Genomic DNA, 21,601 nt, shown 5'->3' on the forward strand with positions numbered 1-21,601 from the left:
CCGTGACGCACGAAGTGTCGGCGTCATTTCACCGCGACGCACTCCGCGGCCAGGGCCTCCGCGCGCGTCGGGAAGCGCTCGGACAAGGCGCGCTTCACCTCGGTGACCCCCGCCGTGTTGCCGGTGTGGGCGTGGAGCTGGCAACGGGAGGCCAGCGCTCGTGGGTCCTCGGGAGAGAGCCGGTCCGCTTCGACGTAGGCACGCTCGGCGCCCGCGGTGTCGCCTTGCCGGAAGAGCACGGCCCCCAGGTAGTAGTGCGCCACGGCGAGCTTGGGCGCCCTCCGAATCGCGCGCTTGAGCAGGGTGGCGGCCTCGTCCACGCGCTGCTGTCGGAAGCGCACGAAGCCCAGCTCGGCGAGGCTCGCGGCGTCATCGTGGGAGCGCGTCCACGCGGAGAGCACGCTGGCGGCCTCATCCAGCCGGCCACTCTGCGAGAGCAGCAGGCCGTAGCGGGGCGTCACCTCCGAGGAGCCGGGCTTCCGGGCGTGGACCGTGGCCAGCGCGGCCAGCGCGCCCGGGATGTCCCCCTGACGCTCGCGCAGCTCGGCCAGCGCCAGCGGTGGGCGGAGGTCCTTGGGGGCCAGCGCGGTGGCGTCCTCGATGGCGCGCTCGGCCCGCTTGCCCAGTCGCAACTCCGTGGCGGCGCGCGCGGCGATGAGGTGCGCCTCGATGTCCTTGGGAAAGCGCGCGACGAAGCCATCCGCCAGGGCCAGGGCCTGTGCGTGCGCGCCGGCTTTCAGCAGCATCGCGCCTGCCCGGCTCAGCTCCTCCGCGCTTGCCCGTTCATCCGACGCCAGCCCCTCCAGGGCAGCCGCCTTCGCATTCGCCGTGGAGGCGGACTCCGCCCGGGCCAGACGCTCGGCGGGGGGCGCCGCGGGACGCGTGAGGAACCACGTCGCACCCGCGCCCGCTGCACCCAGCGCGAGCACGCCCGCGATGAGCGGGACCATGCGCGAGCGTCGCCTGCTCGGGGCGTGTTCATCCGGGGCGGTGGAGGCGGCCGTGTCCGTGGGTGCCTTCCGCGTGGCGCCCGCCACCGTCGCCGCGTCGGGATTCGTGGTCCGGGAGACCTGGGGCCACGCGGTGGGCGCGTCGACGACGCCCAGGATGGGCCGGGTGTGGGGCGCCGGCGTACTTCCGTGGGACGGGTCCGCGAGCCGCGCGCGCCGCAGGGCCAGTCGCTTGGGGTCGCGGTCCGGAGGGAAGAGCGAATCCACGTAGGCGGCCAGCTGCTCGGGCGTGGCCATCTCCGCCGCGCCACCAATCGCTTCGATGGCGGCGATGAAGTCTTCCAGGCTGTCGAAGCGCGCGGCCGGTTCTCGGGCCAGCGCGGTGAGGCACACCAGCTCCAGCGCGGTGGGCACGGACGGGTCGAAGGCGGTGGGCGGCTTGGGGCGTCCCTCCGCGATGCGGCCCAGCACCTCGTCGGCGGACAGTCCGGTGAAGGGCCGGCGGCCACAGAGCTGCTCGTAGAGCATGACGCCCGCTGCGAACAGGTCGGCGCGGTGGTCCACCGGCTTGCCGGCAATCATCTCCGGCGACATGTAGAAGAACTTGCCCTTGAGGGTGCCGGGCTCCGTGCCTGAGCCCAGCGCGTCCGCCTTGGCGATGCCGAAGTCGATGACCTTCACCGCGCCATTCACACCCACGTGGATGTTGTCGGGCGTGAAGTCGCGGTGGACGATGCGCAGCGGCCGGCCCGCTTCATCCACGGCGCGGTGCGCCGCGTCCAGGCCCCGGCAGGCCTCCACCAGCACGCGCAGGGTGATGCCCAGCGGCACGCGGTGTCCGTGCTCGGCGGCCTCCTGACGCAGCTCGGCGAACGAACGTCCCTCCAGCAACTCCATGGCGATGAAGGGCTCGGTGCCCTCCATGCCCAGCTCGATGATGGTGACGACGTTGGGGTGTCGCACCTGCGCGGTGATGCGGGCCTCGTTGAGGAACATCTGCACCACCCGCCGGTCCGAGGCGAGGTGCGGCATCAACCGCTTCACCGCGACCGAGGGCCCACGGCTGCCGTCGTCCTCGATGCGGCGGCCCAGGTACACCTCCGCCATGCCGCCTGTCGCGATTCGCGCGGACAGTCGGTAGCGACCCACCTGATAGGGGTTCTGCTCCGGCTCCAAAGTGCGCGCAGTCTACGTGTAGGCGCCCGTCCGCGCACAGTGTTGTAGCCATTACGGCGGGTGGGGGTCCTCTACCTCCCCGCTCGCGCCAGGGAGCGGGAATGTTAACGTCCGTCCTGTCTCATGGGCCTGGCGGGAGGTGGCCCAGACACACGCACGCGCTGCGGCCGGAGGGATGGTTGGGCACAGTCCTCAAGGGTGGTTACGTCGTCGAACTGGAGCCGGCGCTGGTCGAGCGCGTGGACCTGCGCATCGAAGGAGAGCGAATCGTCGCTCGTGGGCCGGACCTGACGCCGGGCCCGGATGACGAAGTCGTGGCGCTGTCGGGCAAGCTCGTCTTCCCGGGGCTGGTGAGCGCGCACCACCGCCTGTACGCGGTGCTGGGCCGTGGCATGCCGCGCCCGCCGCTGGAGACCTACCAGGAAATCCTCGAGCAGGTGGCCTGGCCATACGAGAACGCGCTCGACCTGGACGCCGTGCAGGTGGCGGGTTGTGCCGGAGGGCTGGAGGCGCTTCAGTGCGGCACCACCACCGTGTGCGATTTGCACTCTTCGCCCAAGGCGATTTCGGGCTCGCTGGTGCGGCTGGCGCGCGGGCTCCATGAGGTGGGCGTGCGCGGCGTGCTCGCCTACGCGGTGTCGGATCGCCAGGGGGCGCTCGGCCGCGAGGAGGGGCTGGAGGAGACGGTCAGCTTCGCGAAGAAGGCGAAGGGGCGCTTCCGGGGGCAGGTGGGCGCGGCGCCGTGCTTCACGATCGGACCGGATGCGCTGTCGGGGCTCGCGGAGGCGCTGAAGGCGCTGGGCGATGGCGGTCTGCACCTGCCGCTTGCGGAGGACCCGCTCGACGAGCGCCTGTCCAACGAGAACTACGGTGCCTCGCCGGTGTCGCGGTTGCTGGAGGCGGGCCTGCTGTCGCCCAAGAGCCAGCTGGCGCACGTGGGCCACCTGGACTGGGCGGACCTGGCGCAGGTGATTGCCACCGGTGCGTGGCTGGTGCACACGCCGCGCGCCAACCAGGGGCTGGAGGTGGGGTACGCGCCGGCGCTGAAGTTCGGGGCCCGGGCCACGCTGGGAGCGGATGGCGTGTCGGCGGACCTGTTCGCGGAGGCGCAGGCTGCGTACCTGCGCTCACGTGAGGCGGGGCAGCCCATCGATGTGCTGCGCTACCTGGCCAACGGGCACCGCATGGCGTCGCAGATTTTCGAAGCCTCGGTGGGGCCCATGCGCGAGGGCTCGCTCGCGGACCTGCTCATCCTGGACTACCTGCCGGCCACGCCGCTGACGGCGGAGAACCTGGCCTGGCACGTGGTGTTCGGCCTGGGCAGCCGGCACGTGGAGGCGGTGATGGTGGATGGCGTGTGGCGCATGTGGGCGCGCCGGCCGCTGTCGGTGAGCCCCTCCGTGGTGGCGGAGCAGGCGCGCGAGGCCGCGTCGGCGGTGTGGGCGCGGATGGCGGAGGCGGCGAAGAAGTAGCCCGCCTCTGCCTTGTCCGGGGGCGGGATGTCCTGTCTAGTCCCGCCCATGCTCGTGCCATTGCTCGTTGCGGGATTCTTCAGCGGTGCCATTCCCCAGGCCGGAGAGACGGCGCCGGACTTCACGGCGAAGGACTCCGAGGGGAACGTCTACACGTTGTCGGAGATGGTGAAGAAGGGCCCCGTCATCCTGGCCTTCTTCCCCAAGGCTTTCACCGGCGGCTGCACCCGCGAGCTCAAGGCGTACAGAGATCGTTACGCGGACGTGGAGAAGGCGCAGGGGCAGGTGTTGGCCATCAGCATGGATGACGCGGAGACGCTCACGCGCTTCAAGACCGAGCTGAAGGCGCCGTTCCCGTTCATCCCGGACCCTGAAGGGAAGGTCGTCTCCGCCTATGACGTGAAGATGCCGCTGCTGTCGGTGCCGAAGCGGTACACGTTCGTCGTAGGGGAGGGCCTGAAGATTCTCAAGGTCGAGTCCGGCAACGACGCCATCAACCCGCACGGAGCGATTGTCGCGTGCCCGCTGCGCAAGCCGGCCGGCGCCGACGCGAAGACGCCGGATTCGGGCACGAAGTAGCCGCGCAAGGCACGTGGCTACCGTCCCCGCGCGGGTGCCACGCGCTGCCGGCTGTCGAAGACCTGCGCGGGGGAACCGTCGATGAAGGTGTCCTCGAAGGCGCCCCCCGTGTACTCGTCGATGACCCTGCGCCAGAAGGCGATGGCGGGGCGGTTGCGTGGCAGTTGGGACAGCTCCCAGATGCCAGGGAAGAGGTCGAACACGGCCCTGGCCGCGAGCCGTCCCAGGCCGATGCGCCGCTCGTTTCGCAGGATGAAGAACTCGCTCATCCGGAAGTCGCGTCCAGGCGTCATGTAGGGGAAGGGGGACTGTCCCACGAAGGCGAAGCCCACGACGCGGCCCTCCCAGCGCAGCAGCAGGGGGTGGACCTCGGGGGCTTGAATCAACCACGTGGGCAGGAAGTCCGGCCGCCAGCGCCCCTGCTCGTCCAGGGCGTAGTCGACGCCGAACTCGCTCAGGTCGTGGAGGTAGAGCGGGTAGAGGTTTCGAAGCAGCGTGTGCTCGGACGGAGTCGCTCGGAGAATCTCCATGGAGGGCCTCTCGTGTTCCCAGCATGACCCTTCGAGCGTCCGGCGGCCAGGGTGTCTCGGAGGGTATCTGCTGGGCCTGGGCGGGTCCTCGTCGCTCCATCCATCGGGTGTCATGCAGGGAAGGGGGGCGGTGGGGCAATCCTCCCATGGAGGCGCTCGGCCTACGTTGCCCTCCACGAGTCCGGGGCTCTGCGGGGGGACCATGAACAGTCAGCGGATGCGCATGGCGAGTGGAATGGATGGCCAGGAGACCCATGCCCCACCCCACGAGGGCAGGCATGCGCACGGCAGTGACGTCACGTCGAGCCGGACGGTGCGGCGGGTGCTGATGACGGCCGACGCCGTGGGCGACGTCTGGACGTACTCGCTGGAGCTGACCCGGGCGCTCGCGCCGCACGGGGTGGAGGTGACGCTGGCGACCATGGGGGCGCCGCTCACCAGCGCGCAGTGGGCGGAGGCGCGGGGCATTCCCAATCTCACGGTGGAGGAAGGGCGCTTCCGGTTGGAGTGGATGGAGGACCCGTGGGACGACGTGCGCGCGGCGGGCGACTGGCTGCTCGCGCTGGAGCGCCGCGTGCGTCCGGACGTGGTGCACCTCAATGGCTATGTGCACGGAGCGCTGCCGTGGCTGCACCGGCCCCTGGTGGTGGGGCACGCATGCCGCCTGTCGTGGTGGCGGGCGGTGAAGGGCGAGGACGCGCCCGCGTGCCATGCGCGCTATCGCGAGGCCGTCACCGCGGGCCTCGGCGCCGCGGGCAGGGTGGTGACGCCGAGCCGGGACCTGCTCGAGTCCCTCCAGATGCACTATGGCCCGCTGCCCGCCGCGGAGGTCATCCCCCATGGGCGGCGCGCGGACCGGGTGCCGCCTCGCTCGGAGCGGGAGCCCTTCATCCTCGGCGTGGGCAGTCCGTGGGACGCCGCGAAGAATGTCGCCGTGCTGGACGCCGCCGCGCCCCGCCTGGGTTGGCCGGTGCGGCTCGCGGGAGACGCGCGCCATCCCTCCGAGCGGAAGGCGGAGCCGCGCCACCTCCAGTGGATGGGGCACCTGGAGCCGCATGTCCTGGCGGAGTGGATGTCGCGCGCATCCATCTTTGTGCTGCCGGCCCGCTACGCGCCCTTTGGCCTCACCGCGCTGGAGGCGGCCCTGTCCGGCTGCGCGCTGGTGCTGGGCGACATTCCGGCGCTGCGCGAGGTGTGGGGAGATGGGGCCGCGTGCTTCGTGCCCCCGGACGACGTGGATGCCCTGGTGGAGACGCTGGAGCGGCTGCGCGAGGACACCGGGCTGCGCACCCGGCTGGCCTTGCGCGCGCGGGCGTGGGCGCTGACGTACACGCCCCGGCGGATGGCCAGCCGCTACCTCTCCGCCTACGCCAGCCTCGTGGGCACGCAGGGGGTGCTGTCTCCAGCGGGCACCCCCACGCACTGAGCGGGTGGGGCGTCAGCTCGCCTCGGTGGGGCTGACCGGGTAGTTGCCCGACGCGTGGGCCTGGGCATGCTGCGCGAAGAGGAACCTGCGCACCGCGGCGCGGGTGAGCAGCCCGCAGGTGGGGCTGCCCGCCGGGACGCTGACGGGCAGGGCATCCACGTCCTCGTGGTCCATGACGTGGAGGGCATGGGACAGGTTCGCGTCGGGGGAGAGCGCGGGCAGCTTGCGCGCCAGGTCACTGGCCACCAGCAGCGGGTACACGGATTCATCGCGCCACACCTCGCGCAGCTGCTCCACCTGCACGGTGCCGTAGATGCGGCCCACGGTGTCCAGGACGGGCAGGGTGCCCGCCTCGGAGGTGAGCAGCAGGTCCGTCAGCGCCCGCAGCGGCGTGCCCGCGGGCACGGGTGTCAGGTGGGTCATCAGCGAGCGGACGGGGGTGGCCTCCAGCAGGTCCGTGTCGCTCTGGACCTTCGGCGTCTTCCGCTCGGTGAGGTAGTGACAGAGCGCCGAGGCGATGGTGCACGTCACCATCAGCGGCAGGATGATGTCGTGGTTCCCGCTCAGCTCGTACAGCATCATCATGCCCGTGAGCGGGCCGCGGGTGAGCGCCGCCACCGCGCCGCCCATGCCCACCAGGGCATACGCGCCACTGGGGCCGGTGCTCTCCGGGAAGAAGTAGTGCACCAGGGTGCCGAAGGCGCCGCCCGCCATGGCGCCAATGAGCGCCGCCGGGAAGAACGTCCCGCCCGAGCCACCCGAGCCGATGGTGAGGGCCGTGGCCAGCAGCTTCAGCAGACACGCGGTGATGAGGAACAGGAAGGGCAGCCGTCCCAGCGCGGCCAGGTTGATGTAGTCGTGCCCGCTGCCCCAGACGGTGGGGCTGGCGAAGGCCAGGATGCCGGCGCACAGACCGCCCAGCCCCGCGCGCAGCGGCAGCGGCTTGCTGCCCAGCCACGGGGACAGCCGGTCCTTCCCATGGCCATGGAAGTAGTGCTCCACGCCGTGCAGCAACTGCACGAAGGTGAAGGCGAGCAGCCCACAGGCGATGCCCAGGCCCGCGTAGGCCAGCACCTCGCCGCCGCTGACCAGCTCGTAGGGAACGTGCCGGAGCATGGCGGACTCACCCATGACGCCCTGGCTCACCAGGGTGCCGGCCACGCTGGCCAGGATGATGGGGGAGAAGACGCGCAGCTCGAACTCGCGAAGGATGATTTCCATCGCGAACACGGCGCCGGCGATGGGGGCGTTGAAGGACGCGGAGATGCCCGCGCCCGCGCCGCACGCCAGGAGGATGGACAGCTCCTTGCGGCTGAAGCCCAGCACCCGGCCCACGGTGGAAGCGAACGCCGCGCCGCCGTAGACGATGGGCCCCTCGCGGCCCGCCGAGCCGCCGCTGCCAATGGTGATGGCGGACGCCACCAGCTTCAGCAGGCCCCGGTCCGCCGGCAGGGCGTTGGCGCCGCTCTTCACCGCCCGCACCACCTCGGGGACGCCGTGGCCATGCGTCTCGGGCTTGTCCCGCAGCAGCCGGCCCACCACCACGCCGCCCAGCGTGGGCGCCAGCAGCATCAGCCACCAGGGCAGGTGGGGCAGCGCCTCGGGCAGGTTGTGGCTGTGTCCGAACACACTGTTGAGCGCGGACAGCGCCACCAGCGGGTAGTAGAGCGACAGCCCGCCCAGGGCCAGCAGGGCCAGCAGGCGCAGCCGGCGCTTCACCTCGTCACGGGGCCCGCCCGGCTCGATGATGCGCGCCAGCAGCAGCGCGCCGGAGGCCAGGGGCACGCCGATGAAGGCGTACTCCGGATGCCAGCGGGCCGCGGCGAACGCCTCCATGAGTGACTGGAACTGGTCCTGGCGAAGCGTGTGCTTCAGCGAGGCCGCCCCGAAGGTGAGCCCGCTCACCAACCCGATGAGGTTGGAGAAGATGCCGGCCGCCAGCCCGCTGTACAGACCGACCACCGCGCCCGCGACCGGTAGGACAGAGGGGCCGGGCAGCCGCAGGCGGTTGGACGCTCGCAGCGCGGCGTGGACGAAGCGGCCCATCGCCGCGCGCAGTTGTGCCCAGAGGGCGCGCTGGGCCGCCGCGCTTGATGCGGGTACATCCCCTGCACTCATTGCAGGTCCCACTAACAGTGGGTCAGGCGCCACTCAAGGTTCGTGACGCGGACGTGTGCAGGGCGGCCAGCCGTCGGGTCTCGCCCATGACAGGCGCGTCACGGTTTCGCTTCAGCTCCGAACGGCTACCGCCGCTTGAGCATGGCGGAGGATGGCGGCGCGGCGGTGGGCAGGTGGTCCGCGGCGGTCGTCAGGGCCTCTCGCACCTTGTCGCCCGCGGCCTTCGCGGCATCACTGGCGGCCCGGGCCGCATCCCCCGCGGCCTTCGTGGCCACGAACTGGGCCCGCGCGCCCGAAGCACCCCAGAAGCGGGTGGGAGCCGCCAGCGCCGCGCGCTCCTCGTCGGTGTACTTCTGGAACGCGAACTTCGTGGCCTCGGAGGGAAGCCGCAACCCCTCCACCACCTTGAACCAGGAGAGCACCTTCAGCGAGTAGTAGCTGAGGTCCACCTCCCACCAGAACCAGCCCTGGTTGGCGGTGTTCTGATGGAAGTGGTGGTTGTTGTGCCACCCCTCGCCCAGGGTGACGAGCGCCAGCAGCCAGTTGTTCCGGCTGGTGTCCGTCGTCTTGTAGCGGCGCTTGCCGAAGATGTGGCTGAGCGAGTTGATGGTGAAGGTGCCGTGCCACAGCAGGGTGGTGCTGACGAAGAAGCCCCACACCAGCATGGAGAAGCCGCCGATGAAGTAGAGCGCCACGGCCAGCAGGACGGGCGGTACCAGGTGGAAGCGGTTGAGCCACACCAGCTCCGGGAAGCGGGCGAAGTCCTTGATGCCCTCCATGCGGGTGTCGTTGTACTTGTCGGAGAGAATCCACCCCGCGTGGCTCCACCAGAAGCCCTTCTGCAGGGGCGAGTGGATGTCCTCCGCCTGGTCCGAATAGCGGTGGTGGTGGCGGTGGTGCGCCGCCCACCACAGCACGCCCTTCTGCGCGGACATGCTGCCCACGAAGGCGAGGATGAACTGGAAGACGCGTCCCGTCTTGAAGGCCCGGTGGGAGAAGTACCGGTGGAAGCCCGCGGTGATGCCCCACATGCGCACGACGTAGAGGCCGACGCACACGGCCACGTCCACCGGCTTCGCGCCGACGGCGAAGACGAACAGGCACATCAGGTGGACTGCGAAGAAGGGGATGGAGGAGAGCCAGTTGAGGCGCTCATCCGCCGCGGGCAGGGCTGGGGACGGTGTCTGCAAGGGAGCCTCGTGCGCTGGGTGGGCCGAGCTGGAACGTGCTCAGCCTCACCCCGCATCAACACCCCCGCCTGTCATCCCTCTGTCAGGAGGCGGCGGATTGCCGCAGCTCCGTCAACCACTCCTCGAATGCGGGGTACCCATGGAGCGGAGCCAGGTCCTCGTCCGAGGCGGCATAGGCCCCATCGGTGAAGCCCAGCTCCGTGGCGCGGCGCAGCAGGCGCATCGCGTCAGGCACGTTGCGCGCGCGGGCATGGGCGCAGGCCGCGTCATAGGCCAGCGTGGCGCTGGGCGCGTGCTGCAGCGCCGCCTCGCCCACGGCCGCGGCTTCCGAGTACGCGCCCCGGATGAAGAGCACCCGCTCCGCGCAGGAGAACGCCGCCTCCGGGTCCAGGCCCGGGAGCTTCAGGGCCTCCGACTCGCGGCCCATGCGGATGAGCGTGCCGGCGTACTCGTGCATCACGGTCCGGTCCGACGAGGACTGCCAGGCCTGCTTCCACCACTCCACCGCGCGGGCGTCATCGCCCACCAGGGAGAAGGACGCCGCCACCGCGTGCGGCTCCACGGGCAGGCCCTGCACCTGCGAGAAGTGGTCCAGCGCCTGGCGGCCCTGGCCCTCCTTCAAGGCGAGCCAGCCCATCAGGTGGTGGGCATGGCTGGCCACCCGCGGCGTCAGGCCCTCGTTGGCCTCCAGCACGGATGCGCCCAGCCGCCGCGCCTCGTCCATGCGGCCCGCGTCGAGCGCGGCCCGGGCCTCGCGCAGTTTCTCCGCCAGCGGCCCTTTCAGTGGGACGCTCTGCGCCTGTCCGTTGCGCAGCGCCTCCGCCACCACGCGGAAGGACTGCATGCCGTACATGGCGAAGATGAGGGTGAGCAGGAGCCAACCCGACCGCAGGCCGTACACCACGGCCCCCACGCACACCAGCAGCGCCAGCCCCTGCGCCAGCACGAAGCCGCGCCGCGGACCGAACACCCGCGTGGCCAGGGTGGTGGTGATGCGCCCCCCATCCAGCGGGAGCACGGGCAGCATGTTCAGGAACGCCCAGAAGAAGTTGGCGATCATGAAGGTGAGCAGGAAGAAGTCGAGCGCGGGCGAGCGGCCCTCGAGCAGGAGGTAGCCCACCCCGCTCGTCACCCCCAGCATCAGCCCGAAGAAGGGGCCAGCCGCGGTGATGAGCAAGTCCCGCTTCCACGGAAGGGGGCCTGGCGCGTCAGTGGGGAGCGTGTGGCCACCCATCCAGACGAGCGCGATGCTTGGCCGGTAGCCGAACAGGCGACTGGCCAGCGCATGCCCCATCTCATGGATGAGCACGGACACGAAGACGATGAGCATCCACGACAGGATGTAGACCACCATCGCGCTGGCGTGGCCCAGGGGCGGGGCTCCATCCACCTGGCGGAACGGCCAGCCGTTCTGGGCCGCGGGGACGGAGCTCCAGGCCAGCATGCCGGACACCAGCAGGTGGCTGGGGTGGACTTCGACGGGAATGCTCCCGAGGCGAAAGCGGAACATGGGGACGGACCTTAACCGTTAGGACCTCCGAGCGCAGGCACTTGCTCACCGCCTCCGCCATGTCCCGGGCAAATCCGCTAGGTTCCCCGCCCTTCATATGCCGCAGCTTGGTCCCTACACCCTGCCGAATCCGTACATCCTGGCCCCCATGGCCGGGGTGAGCGAGATGCCCTTCCGTGTGCTCGCCTTCCGTCTGGGCGCGGCGCTCTGTCCCACCGAGCTCGTCAGCTCGCAGGGGCTGATGCGCGCCAACCAGCGGACGTTGAAGTACCTGCGCTACGACGCCGAGGTGGAGCGGCCCTACTCGCTCCAAATCTACGGCGGCGAGCCGGACGCCATGGCTCGGGCCGCGGTGGTGGGGCGCGAGGCGGGCGCGCAAATCATCGACATCAACATGGGCTGCCCGGTGAAGAAGGTGGTGAAGAACGGGGCGGGCAGCGGCCTGCTCTGTGACGTGCCCCGCGCGGCGGACATCGTCCGGCGCATCCGCGAGGCCACCGGCCTGCCCGTCACCTGCAAGATTCGCTCGGGCTGGGACGCCCGCAGCCTGAACTATCTGCAGGTGGCTGGCGCGCTCCAGGAGGCGGGCTGCGCGGGGCTGGCCATCCACCCCCGCACGCGCGAGCAGGGCTATTCGGGGCAGGCGGACTGGAGCGTCATCGCCGACCTCAAGCGCCACTTCCCGGAGCTGCCCATCATCGGCAACGGGGACGTGAAGACGCCCGCGGACGCGGCGCGCATGCTGGAGACCACCGGCTGTGACTTCGTGATGATTGGCCGCGCGGCGCTGGGCAACCCGTGGATCTTCCGCGAGCTGCTCGGAGGTCCGCCCGCCACGCCGCGCGAGCGCTGCGAGCTGGTGCTGGAGCACTTCCGGGCGCACCTGGACTTCATGGGGGACCCGCTGGGCGCCGTGCGCTCCTTCCGCAAGCAGTTGGCGTGGTACGCCCACGGCCTGTACGGCGCCGCGGCCTTCCGTGCGGAGGTGAACGGCCTGGACGTGCCGTCAGCGGTGGAGGACTGCGTGCGCCGCTTCTTCACCGCGGCCCAGGTGGACCTCGCGGGCCCCGGTGAGGAGCAGGACGTGGACTACCGGGCGGCCCTGGGCTGAGGGCACGGCGCTTCTCTATATATAAGGAGGGAGCGCGTGCCCTTCGTGGGCGGCGCGCCGCTCAAGCGCCCGAGGGGAGGACGGCGTCTGGCGGTACCAGCTTCCGTCCGGTGGCCACGGCGCGGAAGTAGTCACACGCGGGCGTGGGGCTGCGGCGGAGCGTGTCGAAGTCGACGTGGTAGAGGCCGAAGCGCGGGCCCCAGCCCTCCAGCCACTCGAAGTTGTCGAGCAGGCTCCAATAGAGGTAGCCGCGCACGTCCACGCCCTGCGCGCGCGCGGCCAGCACCTGGGCCAGGTGGGAATGGAGGTAGTGGGGCCGGCGGGTGCCGGCGCGGTCATCGATGCCGTTCTCCGTAACCCACACCGGCTTCCCGTAGCGCTTCACGTCGCGCAGCGTCTGGAGGAAGCCCTCCGGCCAGTCCTCCCAGCCGATGTCGGTGAGGCCCCGGCCGTGGATGTCCCGGTACTTGAACTCGATGAAGGGCGGGCGCGGCACGAAGCGCAGGTGCGCGCGGGTGTAGTAGTTCACCCCGATGAACTCCACGGAGTCCCGCGCGCCAGGGATGTCCACGCGCGTGGAGGCCACGCCCGGCATGGTGACGCGCAGCTTGCCGGTGGCCAGCGCCTCGTGGAACGCATGGTTGTAGGCCTGGGCCCCGAGCCTCACCAGCGCACGGTCCAGCGGGTGCCACCAGCGGTCCGGCGCGAAGGCGAGCATGTTCTGGGAGATGCCCAGCTCCACGCGGCCCAGCCGGGACAACAGCTCCTCCCGGGCGGCCACGTGCGAGCGCACCAGGTTCTCCATGGCCCGCATGGTGGTGGGGCCATCCGCGAGGCCCGGAGGAATGGCGCCCTGCAGATACCCCCCCAACAGCAGCACCATGGGCTCGTTGAAGGAGATGACCAGCGCGTCCAGCCCCTCCAGCAGCGCCGCGCACCGCTTCGCGTACCGCCGGAAGACGTCCACGCTGGCCGGCTGGTGCCACGGCGTCTCCCGGTGGAACCAGGTGGGGTGCGTGAAGTGGTGGAGCGTCACCACCGGCCGCAGGCCATGGGCCTTCATCTTCAGGAGCCGCTCCCGGTAGGCCTCCAGCGCCGCCTCGTCGAAGCGCCCGCGCTCCGGCTCGATGCGCGCCCACTCCAGGGAGATGCGGAACGCGGTGGCGCCCACCGCCCGGGCCAGGGCGTAGTCCTCCTCGTAGCGGTTCCAGTGGTCCACCGCGGGGCCGCAGCGAGCGTCCGGCTCCTTCAGCTTCCCGGCGCGTTCCCACTCGGCCCAGTCGTTCTCGATGCCGCCCTCCACCTGGTACGCGGCGGTCGCGACGCCGAAGGTGAAGTCCGCGGGGAAGGTCTGCTCGGTGGCGCTCATGTGGTGGCGAACCGTAGACGCCGCACCCCACGACGAAAAGCGCCGCGTCGCTCGCGCGCATGCGCCGCGGCATGCGCCGACGTCGTGCTCGAAAGTGGCCGAAACGTGTCCGGAGCCGGAAACTCGGCCTCGCGCGCGACACCTCGGATGCGCTCGCGAGTGTCCGCGAGGTGGCGTTCGGCACCTCCGGACGCGCTCGATGCCGAAAAATCGGCCTCGCACGCGATGCAATACATCACCATGCGTTGACACACTGGCATGTCGCCCGTACCATTCACTTCAAGCACTCACTCCCATCAAGAAGAGTGCAGGGCCTCGGTTGACCTGGGGCCAACCACTGAACTGGAGGATTCTGATGGCCGCTAAGAAGAAGACCGCTGCGAAGTCCGCGACCAAGAAGGCTGCCAAGACCGCGAAGGCCACGAAGGCGGCGAAGTCGGCGAAGAAGACGACCGCTCGCAAGACGGCTGGCAAGACCGCGACCAAGAAGGCGGCCGCCAAGAAGACCACCCGCAAGGCGGCCAAGAAGGCCCCGGCTCGCAAGCGCACCACCAAGGCCAAGACGGTGGCGGCCCCGGTTACGCCGGAGTCCTGAGCAGTCCCGTCGTCATGAGCGGACGGTAGTTGACGTCCGGTGAACGGCTCGGCGAAACCCGCCGGGCCGTTTTCATTTTTAGGACCCGGAGTGCCCCATGTCGCTGCGTCCCGTGGAGCTGGAGCAGGTGGTGGCGGAGCTGGCGGAGCGCCTCACGGGCGCGGTGGCGCAGAAGGCCTGGTGTCCCCTTCCCAGGCTCGCCTACGTGGAGCTTCGCGTCCCGGGCAAATCCATCCTGTTGTGCCTGTGCGCGGAAGGTGACCTGGCCCGGGTGTCCGTGGCGGATGATCGCTTCCCCACGCCGGGCGAACCCGCCCCCTTCCAGCGGTGGCTGCGTCAGGAGCTGACAGGCTTCAAGCTCCAGGGCGCTCGCTTCATGGAAGCCGAACGCGTGGTGGCCTTCGACTTCGAGCGCGAGGATGTGCGCCGTCGCCTCCTCCTGGAGGTGGGCGCGCCCGGTGGTCTGCTGCTGCTCAGCGACACCGGCCGCGTGCTGATGCTCTCCGGTGAGGGCTTCGCGCAGCGCCGCGGCCTGCATCCGGGCGCGGCGTGGACGCCGCCGGAGCCGCCGCCGCCCGAGGCCCGCGAGAAGGCCCGGAGCCAACCCTCGCGGCTCGCGCCCCAGGACTCGGATGCGCTGCCGTATTCCCAGGCCGCGGAGCGCCTGCTCGGAGCGCGCGACAAGGCCAGCCGCTCGGAGACCATCCGCCGCCGGTTGGCGCAGCCGTACCGCGCCCGCCTCAAGCGCGCCTCCCGCACCTTGGACAAGGTGCGCGCCGAGGCGGCCCGCGGCCCGGACGCGGAGAAGCACCGCGAGGTGGGCGAGCTGCTGGCGCAGAACCTCTATCGCCTCAAGCGCGGCGCCACCGAGGCGGTGCTCACCGCCTATACAGAGGAGGGCGCGAAGGAGGTCCGGGTGACGCTGGACCCGAAGCGCACCCCGAAGGAGGAGGCGGACTGGCACTTCCACCAGTACCGGCGGCTGCTGCGGGGCGTGGAGCAGGCGCGTCACCGCGAGGCGGAGCTGGCGCGCGAGGTGGCGCACGCGCAGCAGGCGCTCGCGCAGATTGAGCGGATGGAGGACGCCGCGCTGCTGTCGCAGGCGGAGGTGCTTCAGCTCCCCAGTGGGGGCGAGGGCGCGCGGGAGGGCCGGCCCTTCAAGGAGTACGTGGGCCATGGTGGGGCGCGCATCTGGGTGGGGCGCGGCTCGGAGGACAACGACGCGCTCACCTTCAAGGTGGCCAGGCCCTGGCATCTGTGGCTCCACGCGCGCGGTGTCCCGGGCAGCCACGTGGTGCTGCCGCTGGAGAAGGGGCAGGAGGTGGCGCAGGAGGTGTTGCTGGACGCGGCGCACCTGGCGCTGCACCACTCCGGAGCCAAGGGCGAGCCGCGCGGTGAGGTGAGCTACGTGCCCGCGAAGTTCGTGCGCAAGGTGAAGGGCGGCGCGCCGGGGCAGGTGACCTTCACGCGCGAGAAGACCTTCGTGGTGCGCATGGAGCCCGAGCGCCTGGAGCGGCTCCTCAAGTCCCGGCACGCCGAGCCGTCCGCACCGTGAGGGCGCGTCGTACGCTCGCCTGCCTTTCCCTCCTGTTAGTGGACGCTGCGTGCGAGCGCGGTTGACGGGCTGACGGTGAGGAGGCGGGCAGGGGACCGCCGCCCTTGAGTCCCCGGAAGTGCGGGGTACGATGCGCAGCCGCGTGTCCCCCGAGCAATTTCGCCAGACGTCGCTCTTCCCTCGAGGTCTCTCTGCCGCCAGCCGCGCGGCGGAGGGAACGGCCGCACCCCGGCCCGAGGGGGGACCTGCCGCGCCCGTGGCGCCCGCGCCGCGGCCCGTCGCACCGCCCGTGCCCATGCCGCAGCGCAACCTCCTGCCCGACGAGGCACCCCGCATCGTCACGCGTCCGCCCACGCGGGAGGAGCTGTGGTCCCGGGCTGAATCGCTGGCCTGGCGGCTGAGCGCCGAGCTGGGCATGCCGGTGCGCCTGTCGGTGACGGACAACCGCTCCACCATGGTGTCCTTCCGCCGAGGCTCCGCGGTGCTGGCGCTGCGGCTGCACCACATGTTCCTGGACGCGCCGGAGCCGGTGGTGCGCGCGGTGGCGGACTACGCGGGCCGGGGTCACCGCACCGCGGGCGCCATCCTGGACGAGTACATCCGCGGTCAGCAGCCGCGCATCCGCCAGATGCGCCGCGAATCCGACGCGGACCTCAACCCGCGCGGGCGCTGTTTCGACCTCCAGGCGCTTTACGACGCCACCAACCGCGATTTTTTCCAGGGCCTCATCCAGGCCCGGATTGGCTGGGGGCGCATGCCTCCGCGCCGCCGTCGCAAGTCCATCCGCCTGGGCGTCTACGACCACCAGACGCGTGAGATTCGCATCCACCCGGCGCTGGACACCCCCGAGGTGCCTTCCTTCTTCGTGGAGTTCATCATCTTCCACGAGATGCTCCACCAGCTCTTCCCGAGCACCGGCCGGGGGGGCCGCCGCGTGCATCACCCGCGTGCCTTCCGCGAACGCGAGAGAACATTCCCGCATTACGCCGCCGCACTGCGTTGGGAGCGGGAGAACCTGGGCGTGCTGTTGCGCGGCTGAGCGCCGCGTCGTTCGCTGGCTCATTTACCGTTTTACCGAGCGAAGCGGCCCATGCAGCGTGCTTGACGCTGCCGTGAGGGAAACCCATCCTCACGAGCTCTATGCGAAGAGCGAAGATTGTCTGCACCCTCGGTCCCGCCAGCCAGAGTCAGGAGATGCTCGAAGCGCTCCTGGAGAACGGCATGGACGTGGCTCGCCTGAACTTCTCCCACGGCAGCCACGAGCAGCACGCGGAGAACATCGCGAAGCTGCGCGCCGCGTCGCTGAAGGTTCGCAAGGCGGTGGGCATCCTCGGCGACCTGCAAGGCCCGAAGATTCGCACTGGCCGTTTCGTGAAGGGCAGCACCGAGCTGAAGGAAGGCGGCACCTTCCACATCACCACGGACGAAACGGTTCCAGGCACGGACGAAATCGTGTCCACGACGTACCCGTTCCTGGCCGCGGACGTGAATCCGGGGGACCGCATCCTCCTGGATGACGGCCTGCTGGAGCTGAAGGTCCTGGAGACGGACAAGCAGAAGCTCATCCGCACGCAGGTCATCCACGGCGGCACGCTGAAGAACAACAAGGGCATCAACCTGCCCGGCGTGGCGGTGCGCGCGGAGGCGCTGACGCCGAAGGACCGTGAGGACCTGGTGTTCGGCATCAAGGCCGGCGTGGACTACATCGCGCTGTCCTTCGTGCGCCAGCCGTCCGACCTGGACACCGCGCGCCAGGCCATGGCCGAGGTGGGCCGCACGGTGCCCATCATCGCCAAGCTGGAGAAGCCGGAGGCGATTGCCCGGCTGGACGCCATCCTGGACAAGACGGACGGCGTGATGGTGGCGCGCGGCGACCTGGGCGTGGAGATTCCCCCCGAGGAAGTGCCGGCCGTCCAGAAGGACATCATCCGGCGCTCCAACCTGCGCGGCCTGCCCGTCATCGTGGCCACGCAGATGCTGAACTCCATGATTGACAACCCGCGCCCCACGCGCGCCGAGGCCAGCGACGTGGCCAACGCCGTGTTCGACGGCGCGGACGCGGTGATGCTGTCGGGCGAGACGGCCAGTGGCAAGTTCCCCATCGAGTCCGTGCAGATGATGGAGCGCATCATCCTGGCGGCCGAGTCCTCCGCGCGCACGACGCAGTCGCTGATGCGCGTGCTGGAGACGCCGCTGGGGCTGCCCAACCACTTCCCGGACGTCATCGCGCGCGTGGCGTGCGAGGCAGCGAAGGCAAGCAACGCCTCCCTCATCGCGGCCTTCACGCTGTCGGGTGTGACGGCGCGCCTGCTGTCGCACTACCGGCCCACGGTGCCGATTGTCGCCTTCAGCCCCAACCAGGAAGTGCGCCGCCGGCTGTCGCTGTTGTGGGGCGTGGTGCCGCGCGTGCTGGAGCCCACCCAGGACACGGAGGCCATGGTGAAGCGCGTGGAGGAAGAGCTCCTGGCGCGAGGCCTGGGCCGCAAGGGCGACCGCATCGTCATCGTGTTCGGCGCGCCGGTGGGGCAGCCGGGCAAGATCAACAGCCTGCGCCTGCACACCATCCAGGGCTGAGCGGCTACTTGATTCCCTGGAGGACCTTCCGGGGGATGTCGGCCTCGATGAAGACGGTATAGAGCGCCGGGTCCAGCTGCCCGGCGTCGGACTCGCGCCGGAGGATGTCGAGCGCGAGCGTGTGTGGCACGGCCTTCTTGTAGGGCCGGTCGCTGGCGGTGAGCGCGTCGTAGATGTCGCAGATGGACATCATCCGTGACTGGACGGGGATGTCCTTCTCCGCGCGGGGGTAGCCGGTGCCATCCAGCTTCTCGTGGTGGGCGTAGGCAATCTCCGGCACCCGGCGCAGCGTGCGCGTCCACGGAATCTGGGACAGGAAGCGGTAGGTGTGCTCGACGTGGCTCTCGATTTCGCGGCGCTCCTCGGGAGAGAGCGTGCCGCGGGCGATGGAGAGCGACTGGATTTCCCCCGGAAGCAGCAGCGGCTGGGCCTGGTCGTGGGCATCCAGGAAGCGCAGCGCGCCCAGCTCGTGGAGCCGCTCGAAGTTGCCCTGCGCGAGCACGGTGGGGCGGTTGCAGGAGAGGATGAACTCCAGCACCTCGTCCAACTGCCACGACTCGCGGGCGAGCCGCTCCTCTTCCTCCGCCTCGATTTCCGCCAGGTTTGCCTGGCCGCGAATCTTCACCGCCTCCAGGCGGCGGCGGTAGCTCTGGAGCTGCAAGTCCTTCCGGGCGAGCTGGAAGCGGGCGCGCAGGGCTTCGAGCTCATGGGGGTAGAGCTTCTCCGCCTTCACCAGCACGGGCTCGCGCACACCCACCTTGCCGAAGTCGTGCAGCAGTGAGGCGTAGCGCAGCTCCTGAATCTCCCCGGCGGAGAAGCGCGTGTGGGCGTAGGGGCCGGTGGACAGGTGCTCGAGCGCCTGGGCCATGGCCACGGTGAGGTCGGCCACGCGGCCGGAGTGGCCGGCGGTGGTCGGGTCTCTGGATTCGATGGCGACGACGGAGGCGGAGACGAAGCCCTCGAAGAGGCGGTTGATGTCCTCGTGGAGGAGGGCGTTCTCGATGGCGCCCGCGGCCTGGGCGCCCAGGGCGAGCAGCAGCTCCTCGTCCTCGGCGTTGAAGCTGGCGCCGTCCAGCTTGTTGAGGGCCTGGATGACGCCCGTCACCTCGCCGCCGGCGTCGCGCATGGGGACGCAGAGGATGGTCTTCGTCTGGTAGCCGCTGGAGACGTCGAACGAGCGGTTGAAGCGAGCGTCGGCGTAGGCGTCGGGGATGTTGATGACGGCGCCCGTCTGGGCCACCTGTCCGGCGACGCCGCTGCCCACCGGGAGGCGGATTTCGCTCTTGGAGCCCTGGGCCACCTTGCTCCACAGCTCGTTGCGCTCGCGGTCCAGGATGAAGAGCGAGCAGCGGTCCGCCTCCACCACCTTGGTGGCCTCGAAGAGGATGAGCGGCAGGAGCAGGTCGAGGTCGCGCTCGGCGCTCATCGCCTTCGCGACATCCAGGATGGACGTGAGCTTCGCCAGGCGGCGGTTCAGCTCGGGCTGTGGGGCGGGTTGGGCGAGCACCAGGCGGCTCCGTAAGAAGCGGCCAGCGGCCGCGAAGGGCTACAAAGTTCTAGCACGGGTAGACAGCACGCTGCCTCGGGGGACCCACCTGGCAGGTCCCTGGCTGTCTGGTGGACGTCGCCGCGTTGCGTTCGGCCTTAGCCAGCGCGCGGCTTGCGGTTATGAAGCGCGGCATGAGCCGCCGCCCCGTTCGCATCTCTCCTTCGCTTTTGTCCTGTGACTTCGGCCGCTTGGCCGAAGAGGTCCGTGCCATCGAAGCCGCTGGTGCGGATTGGATTCACGTGGATGTCATGGATGGCCGTTTTGTGCCGAACATCACGATTGGACCCGTGGTGGTGGAGGCCATCAAGCGGGCGGCGACGAAGCCGTTGGACGTGCACCTGATGATTGTGGAGCCGGAGCGCTACGTAGAGGCCTTCGTGAAGGCGGGGGCGGACGTGCTGACGGTGCACGTGGAGGCCAGTCCGCACCTGCACCGGACGCTTCAGCAGATTCGCAATGCGGGGGCGAAGCCGGCGGTGGTGTTGAACCCGGGCACGCCGCTGTCGGCCATCGAGGAGGTGCTGGGCGACGTGGACATGGTGCTGCTGATGAGCGTGAACCCGGGCTTCGGGGGGCAGGGCTTCATCGAGTCCACGGTGGAGAAGGTGCGCCGGCTGCGCGGGATGTTGGATGCGCGCGGGCTGAAGAACGTGGACATCGAGGTGGACGGCGGCATCAACGCCACCACGGCGAAGCGGGTGGTGGAGGCCGGGGCCACGGTGCTGGTGGCGGGCAGCTACGTCTTCGGCGCGAAGGACTACGCGGAGGCCATCCGCTCGCTGCGCTCGTGAGGCGCGGCGGACTTCAGGTGCGAGGGCGCGCCACGGAGGAGGCGAGCCGGGCAACGCGGGTCATGAAGGTGGGGTCGAAGGGCTTCACCTCGTAGTCGTCGGCGCCGAGCTCGAAGCAGACGTGGCGGGTGAACTGGTCCTCGACGGCGCTGAGGATGATGACCTTGCAGTCGCGGGTGTTGGGGTCCTGCTTGAGCTGGGCGAGCAGGTCCCTGCCGTCCTGGTGCTGGTTGATGTCCAGGATGATGACGGCCGGCCGGTGCTCGCGGGCGAGCTCCAGGACGCGCTCGGACGTGGTGTCCGAGATGCAGTTCAGCCCGGAGCGTTTCCCCTCGCGGGCGAGGGCGGAGACGATGAGGGGCTCGTCATCGGAGATGAGGACGACGGGGGGCGGCGTCATGGCATCGCGGTGCAACAATGCAGGCTGCCTCGTGAGTGTAGCAGGGGGGGGAACTGTCCGGGAGTACAGGAAATTCGTGGTCTTGGGAAGCGGAGTCGGGGGCCACCCGGGCGTCGCTCGGCTGCTTGCTCCCTCTGGGCGGGGAGGGGTGGAAGAAAAGGTGATCCGAGGACGTTGACTCGGCTGGGCGGCTCGGGTACTACCGCCCGCACTTCGCCGGTCCCGAGAAGGACCGTCCGGCGAGGCGACATATCGGGGAGTGGCTCAGCCTGGTAGAGCACTTGGTTCGGGACCAAGGGGTCGCAGGTTCAAATCCTGTCTCCCCGACCACGTCATGAAGCGGGCTGGAGATCGCAAGGTCTCCAGCCCGTTTCGTTTTGGGGCGATAGTCCTCGCGGCTCTGGCCGACCGGTTGCGGGCGCGAACCTCGGGTCACCTGGGCTGGACGGGGACGCGAGCCTGGAGTTCCTGGCGCGGGTAGGTGCGGAATTCATCGGCTCATTTGCCGGCAGATGGCACCACTTTGAACTGTGGCCGTTCTTGCTGAGTGTCGCCATCCGGGTCCTCAACTCGTCGAAGGCGTCCGTGACTTCGTCTGTCGCGGCGAAGGAGGGCGGTCTCAACCGGTGAACGCACCAGTCAGGATGCGCTGAAGGCGAGCGCATCCGGGAGAGGTGCCCGGTGGAGAGTCGAGGCAAGCTCGGCA

17 protein-coding genes and 1 tRNA gene are annotated in these 21,601 nt (G+C 70.2%); 10 read left to right on the forward strand and 8 right to left on the reverse strand.

Going from position 1 to position 21,601, the window contains the following annotated elements:
* Positions 1–23 precede the first annotated feature (23 nt).
* Positions 24–2,126, reverse strand: a complete 2,103-nt coding sequence (locus tag BLU09_RS10225) for a serine/threonine-protein kinase (RefSeq protein ID WP_090488681.1) — start codon at positions 2,124–2,126, stop codon at positions 24–26.
* 179 nt (positions 2,127–2,305) lie between these two features.
* Between BLU09_RS10225 and BLU09_RS10230 the strand changes: the two genes are divergently transcribed.
* Together BLU09_RS10230 and BLU09_RS10235 are read left to right on the forward strand one after the other, a co-directional pair.
* Complete coding sequence (locus BLU09_RS10230; RefSeq protein WP_090488683.1) at positions 2,306–3,598, forward strand: amidohydrolase family protein; 1,293 nt, start codon at positions 2,306–2,308, stop codon at positions 3,596–3,598.
* Between the two features lie 48 nt (positions 3,599–3,646).
* Positions 3,647–4,177, forward strand: a complete 531-nt coding sequence (locus tag BLU09_RS10235; protein ID WP_090488685.1) for a peroxiredoxin — start codon at positions 3,647–3,649, stop codon at positions 4,175–4,177.
* A gap of 17 nt (positions 4,178–4,194) precedes the next feature.
* Here the strand turns inward: BLU09_RS10235 and BLU09_RS10240 are convergent, their stop codons facing one another.
* Complete coding sequence (locus BLU09_RS10240) at positions 4,195–4,707, reverse strand: GNAT family N-acetyltransferase (RefSeq protein ID WP_090488687.1); 513 nt, start codon at positions 4,705–4,707, stop codon at positions 4,195–4,197.
* A gap of 217 nt (positions 4,708–4,924) precedes the next feature.
* Between BLU09_RS10240 and BLU09_RS10245 the strand changes: the two genes are divergently transcribed.
* The gene (locus tag BLU09_RS10245; RefSeq protein WP_090488689.1) at positions 4,925–6,133 is read left to right on the forward strand and encodes a glycosyltransferase family 4 protein; all 1,209 of its coding nucleotides are present in this window, start codon (positions 4,925–4,927) and stop codon (positions 6,131–6,133) included.
* 12 nt (positions 6,134–6,145) lie between these two features.
* Here BLU09_RS10245 and BLU09_RS10250 read toward each other — a convergent pair whose 3' ends face one another.
* From BLU09_RS10250 to BLU09_RS10260, 3 genes are all read right to left on the reverse strand, one after another.
* Positions 6,146–8,179: a chloride channel protein gene (locus BLU09_RS10250; protein WP_090488691.1), complete on the reverse strand. Its 2,034-nt coding sequence runs from the start codon at positions 8,177–8,179 to the stop codon at positions 6,146–6,148.
* 197 nt (positions 8,180–8,376) lie between these two features.
* Positions 8,377–9,441 carry an acyl-CoA desaturase gene (locus tag BLU09_RS10255; RefSeq protein ID WP_090488693.1) on the reverse strand — a complete coding sequence of 355 codons (1,065 nt, stop codon included), beginning with the start codon at positions 9,439–9,441 and terminating at the stop codon, positions 8,377–8,379.
* 82 nt (positions 9,442–9,523) lie between these two features.
* The gene (locus BLU09_RS10260) at positions 9,524–10,951 is read right to left on the reverse strand and encodes a M50 family metallopeptidase (RefSeq protein WP_090488695.1); all 1,428 of its coding nucleotides are present in this window, start codon (positions 10,949–10,951) and stop codon (positions 9,524–9,526) included.
* A 97-nt stretch (positions 10,952–11,048) separates the two neighbouring features.
* On the opposite strand from BLU09_RS10260, the gene dusB reads away from it, so the two are divergent.
* Positions 11,049–12,062 (forward strand): tRNA dihydrouridine synthase DusB, encoded by a 1,014-nt coding sequence (gene dusB, locus BLU09_RS10265; protein WP_090488696.1) that lies wholly within the window; start codon positions 11,049–11,051, stop codon positions 12,060–12,062.
* 61 nt (positions 12,063–12,123) lie between these two features.
* Here the strand turns inward: dusB and BLU09_RS10270 are convergent, their stop codons facing one another.
* A complete protein-coding gene (locus BLU09_RS10270) occupies positions 12,124–13,431 on the reverse strand; it encodes a glycoside hydrolase family 1 protein (protein ID WP_090488698.1) in 1,308 nt (435 codons plus the stop codon).
* A gap of 355 nt (positions 13,432–13,786) precedes the next feature.
* Between BLU09_RS10270 and BLU09_RS10275 the strand changes: the two genes are divergently transcribed.
* The 4 genes from BLU09_RS10275 to pyk all read left to right on the forward strand — a co-directional run bounded on the left by BLU09_RS10275 (position 13,787) and on the right by pyk (position 18,155).
* Entirely contained in the window at positions 13,787–14,026 is a 240-nt protein-coding gene (locus tag BLU09_RS10275) for a hypothetical protein (protein ID WP_020478039.1), read from the forward strand.
* Positions 14,027–14,123: 97 nt separating this feature from the next.
* A complete protein-coding gene (locus tag BLU09_RS10280; RefSeq protein WP_090488701.1) occupies positions 14,124–15,581 on the forward strand; it encodes an NFACT RNA binding domain-containing protein in 1,458 nt (485 codons plus the stop codon).
* A gap of 118 nt (positions 15,582–15,699) precedes the next feature.
* Positions 15,700–16,620 (forward strand): hypothetical protein, encoded by a 921-nt coding sequence (locus BLU09_RS10285; RefSeq protein ID WP_090488703.1) that lies wholly within the window; start codon positions 15,700–15,702, stop codon positions 16,618–16,620.
* A gap of 101 nt (positions 16,621–16,721) precedes the next feature.
* Positions 16,722–18,155, forward strand: coding sequence for a pyruvate kinase (gene pyk, locus BLU09_RS10290; protein WP_090488705.1), 1,434 nt, complete (start codon positions 16,722–16,724; stop codon positions 18,153–18,155).
* A 4-nt stretch (positions 18,156–18,159) separates the two neighbouring features.
* On the opposite strand, the gene BLU09_RS10295 is transcribed toward pyk, so the two are convergent.
* Positions 18,160–19,662, reverse strand: a complete 1,503-nt coding sequence (locus tag BLU09_RS10295) for a GAF and HD-GYP domain-containing protein (protein WP_090488707.1) — start codon at positions 19,660–19,662, stop codon at positions 18,160–18,162.
* 173 nt (positions 19,663–19,835) lie between these two features.
* Here BLU09_RS10295 and rpe point away from each other — a divergent pair, with 173 nt between their 5' ends.
* Positions 19,836–20,495, forward strand: a complete 660-nt coding sequence (gene rpe, locus BLU09_RS10300) for a ribulose-phosphate 3-epimerase (RefSeq protein ID WP_090488709.1) — start codon at positions 19,836–19,838, stop codon at positions 20,493–20,495.
* Between the two features lie 13 nt (positions 20,496–20,508).
* Here rpe and BLU09_RS10305 read toward each other — a convergent pair whose 3' ends face one another.
* Positions 20,509–20,895: a response regulator gene (locus tag BLU09_RS10305; RefSeq protein WP_044276566.1), complete on the reverse strand. Its 387-nt coding sequence runs from the start codon at positions 20,893–20,895 to the stop codon at positions 20,509–20,511.
* Between the two features lie 253 nt (positions 20,896–21,148).
* Between BLU09_RS10305 and BLU09_RS10310 the strand changes: the two genes are divergently transcribed.
* Positions 21,149–21,225: transfer RNA gene (locus tag BLU09_RS10310), tRNA-Pro, on the forward strand.
* Positions 21,226–21,601 lie beyond the last annotated feature (376 nt).

It is taken from the genome of Myxococcus virescens (assembly GCF_900101905.1).
In the GTDB taxonomy this organism is placed as follows: Bacteria; Myxococcota; Myxococcia; order Myxococcales; family Myxococcaceae; genus Myxococcus; species Myxococcus virescens.